We start from the raw sequence: 3,348 nt of genomic DNA, 5'->3' as shown, positions 1-3,348 counted from the left end.
GAAGCAAACGGCCGTGTTCAACGCGAAAAATACGGCTGGAATAGTCGTTGAGACGAAGCGTCGCCGGTCTTTCCGAAAGCCGATGGCTTGAGCGCCACAGATCTCCCAAGACTCATGGGCTTCCGAGCAATAGCCATGATGAAGAGGTCGATGCCCCAGAGGACCATCTCCCGAGTCAAACGACGCCTCTTCAACCGGGATTGCCTCGCTATGGTAGCTGTGTCCTGCAGGATGGCGCACGGGGTGCAGCTGCCTACCTGTGGAAGATACGCGTGGGAGGGAAAGCCCTTTTCCGGAAGGCGTTTGCCCCTCGTCCGCACCAACCAACCCCTTGCGTTTGTCTCCAGGCAGACTCATCCTGCCGCCTGCGCGTCTGTCGCCCAGCGCTGCTTGAAGAGATGCTCTCGACCTGCGTCAAACCACCAGCTTTGTGATCATAGCATCGGGTGCACAGTTCGGCCGGAGCGCGGCAATTTCGAGAGCGGCGAGATCCGCTAAGCCCCACATTTTTCCGCTATTCCGGCGATGCATTCCTCGAGCCGCTCGAGGCGGAATTTCGCAATGCGAAGTTCATTCCCGGCTTCAAAACGTCGATGGCGCCCCTGTGGCGTGGTCGCCATGAGGTTGCGCTCCAGTTCCGCGATGCGCACACGCATCTGCCGCGCCTCATCCTGACGCAAGGCCTTGATCCATCCCCGTCCGCGCATCAGTCTTCCTGCCCGCCCCAAAAGTCATGCAAACATGCCATCGAGACCCTAATTTGCGGCAAGCTGAAACGCTCGAAATTTAACTTCCGCTAACGCGAGGAGACGAAACAGCGCGGCGAGACAGTCAACAAGCGGACACGACCACCGCCCATTCCTTGTCTGTCGAACCCGAGGTGATGGTGGTCAGCATCAACCTGAACTCGTCAACGTGGGCAGCCATCAACCAGCATCGGCATTTCTGCGTCAACGTGCTTCGAGCCGACCAGATGGCGATCGCCGAGCGGTTCGCCGGACGCGGTGACCTGAAGGGTTCGGCTCGTTACGAAGGAGCCAGTTGGTCTGCTCTGGCGACCGGCGCACTGGCACTTGAAGACGCGCTCGCCGCGGTCGATTGCACGTCGAGGACACGATTGTGCGCCACAGCCACGCGCTCGTCCTCGGCAGCGTCCGGCATGTGGTCAGCGGAGAGCCGGGTTCTGGCTCTGATCTATCATCATGGCGCTTACGGATCGTCTTGAGCGAGCGGTACGCCGTGAGTGGGCCGCAGCCACGCGCTTTTATTCTCCTTCTGGCCCGTTGAACAGTCGACCTACCGCTCAGCCCGGCTCTGGCGCAGCGCCCACGGCAGGCGCCGCTTCCATCGTTCACTTCGCGGCAAAGGCACATCTTTCTGCCACCGCTTCTTGCGGCGAGTTCGTCCAGTCGGTGTGTGCGATGCATCCGGAACCGGCGCTTGCTCAACCGTTGCGCGCTCAGGAAGCGATGCGTCGGGCACCGCTGACCATCGAATCCCGGTAGTTGTTCCGCGTTTCGGCACGACCATTAGCAGTACCAACATTAGCAATCGCTGGCGCCTAGACGTGACGGTCAGGCTTCAATGACGGGGAAGTGGGAGGATTGCGCGTTTACGAGGCGGGCTGGTCGGCCGCTCAATCGAAAGCGTCATTTGAGGCGCTGCCTCTCCCGCCTGCAACTGGGAGACACGCTCGTCCAATTCCTTGTCTACTTCCGTGAGACGATGGTTGAGGCGAAGGTAGTCCGTCCAGGTCGGCGTGCGGAATGTCTCTGTCCATTGCATGGGCTTCTGCAGGTTGCGCTGAAGCGTCCAGTTCCGAGCACCGACGCGGCTGTGGATATGCCTGCGCTGCCGCATGAGCTCGAGGAAGGCCTCGACATTTTTCTCGGCTATCAGATATTCGACCTTGACCACGATAGGACCGCTTCTCGGCTTCAAATTGAGAGCGACAGCTGGGGCGTTGAATTCCTCCAAAGGATCGGGCTCGGACTCGCGGCGCTCGCGTAGAGGAAACAGAATGCCAGCTGCGGCGACGAGCAGGAGCGCTCCAGCGGAACCCTCCAGCGCCCACGTCAGGGAATGGCTTTGGGAGACCGTGCCCCATACCCAGCTGCCGGCCGCGATGCCGCCATCTATCAATGCATAGTAGATCGAAATCGTGCGCCCCACGACCCAGCGCGGGCTCGCCAGCTGCACGCTCACGCCAACCCCGGACCAGGCGGTGACCCAGCCGGCGCCGCCCAAGGCGAGCGCAAGTGCGGCCACCGGAATCGAAGAGGTCAGTGCAAGGGAGAGGGAGCAGGCCGCGCAGGCGACGCACGCGAGCTTCATCAGACGTTCTTGCGACAAGCTCCGTCTGAATGTGCCGTTGGAGATGCCGGCGAAGACGGCACCCGTCCCGAAGCCTGCCATGAGCGTGCCATAGGCGAGCGGTCCGCCTCCCAGATGATCGCGGACTACCAGCGGCAGCAGTGCGAGAATGGCGATGCTTGCTAGGCCAAACAGGGTTCCGCGTGCGATCGCCGCCTTGATTTCCGAAGACATCGCCGTGAAGCGCAGCCCGTCATAGATCGCCGTCCTCATCGACTCGCGCGGGAGAGGCGAAGAGCGAACCTTCCACTTGCAGCGCCATATCGTGCCCAAAGGGACCAGATAGGTGAGTGTGGTCACGGTAAAAGCTGCCAAAAGCCCAAACGAGGCAACCACGATGCCGCCGAGCGCCGGGCCCACGGTCCGGACCGTGTTGAAGCCGACGGAGAGCAGGGTCACGGCAGCCGGGACATCGCGGCGGTCGACGATATCGCCAACCGAGGCCTGCCAGGCGGGATCGTGAAGAGCACCCCCGCATGCGATCAGGAAGCTGAAGCCGAGGATCATCCACGGACTGACAAAGCCCAGCGCCACAACCGCCGTCAGCATTGCAGATCCTATCACCATCAGGCAGCGGCCGGCGAACATGACCCTGCGACGGCTGAAATTATCGGCGAGGGCTCCGGCGAAGACGGACAAGATGAAAGCGGGCAGGTTCGATGAAGCCTGGACCAGCGCAACCATCAGATCGGAAGTCGAGATCGTCGCCATCAGCCAGCTGATGGCGACAGTCTGCATCAACCAGCCGAGAGAAGAGACCTGGGTAGCGAGCCAGATCGAACGAAAGGTCGGCTGCATGAGGGGCGCAAACGTCGTCGGCGCAGCCAAATCTTCAACTGATCCAGCCACTCTACTCATTTTTTGCGAGCCTTTGCTTTCCGTTATCGGCCGTCTCGCATGTAATCTCGACTGAACCGTGGCGGCTGGCAAAATTGAGAGAAACTCTTTTGCCTCCGACGAATGCGGCCACAGGTG

Annotated in this window: 2 protein-coding genes and 1 pseudogene; 1 reads left to right on the top strand and 2 read right to left on the bottom strand. The window is 61.1% G+C overall.

What is annotated here, in order from left to right; all coding sequences use genetic code 11:
- Positions 1-494 precede the first annotated feature (494 nt).
- Positions 495-707 (bottom strand): hypothetical protein, encoded by a 213-nt coding sequence (locus EOA24_RS31555; RefSeq protein WP_066991369.1) that lies wholly within the window; start codon positions 705-707, stop codon positions 495-497.
- A gap of 152 nt (positions 708-859) precedes the next feature.
- Between EOA24_RS31555 and EOA24_RS31550 the strand changes: the two are divergent.
- Positions 860-1,225: pseudogene (locus EOA24_RS31550) on the top strand (flavin reductase family protein); the annotation flags it as partial.
- Between the two features lie 356 nt (positions 1,226-1,581).
- Here EOA24_RS31550 and EOA24_RS31545 read toward each other — a convergent pair.
- Positions 1,582-3,231 carry an MFS transporter gene (locus EOA24_RS31545; protein ID WP_127410467.1) on the bottom strand — a complete coding sequence of 550 codons (1,650 nt, stop codon included), beginning with the start codon at positions 3,229-3,231 and terminating at the stop codon, positions 1,582-1,584.
- Between the last annotated feature and the right edge of the window lie 117 nt (positions 3,232-3,348).

Origin of the sequence: Mesorhizobium sp. M2A.F.Ca.ET.039.01.1.1 (genome assembly GCF_003998035.1) — a bacterium.
In the GTDB taxonomy this organism is placed as follows: Bacteria; Pseudomonadota; Alphaproteobacteria; order Rhizobiales; family Rhizobiaceae; genus Mesorhizobium.
Note: the sequence above shows the minus strand (reverse complement) of the source record. Positions and strands in the feature narration are given on the sequence as shown.

Bases quoted from the DNA above. Each gene is read 5' to 3' on its own strand.
- EOA24_RS31545 (WP_127410467.1), bottom strand. From the start codon at position 3,231: ATGAGTAGAGTGGCTGGATCAGTTGAAGATTTGGCTGCGCCGACGACG.
- EOA24_RS31555 (WP_066991369.1), bottom strand. From the start codon at position 707: ATGCGCGGACGGGGATGGATCAAGGCCTTGCGTCAGGATGAGGCGCGG.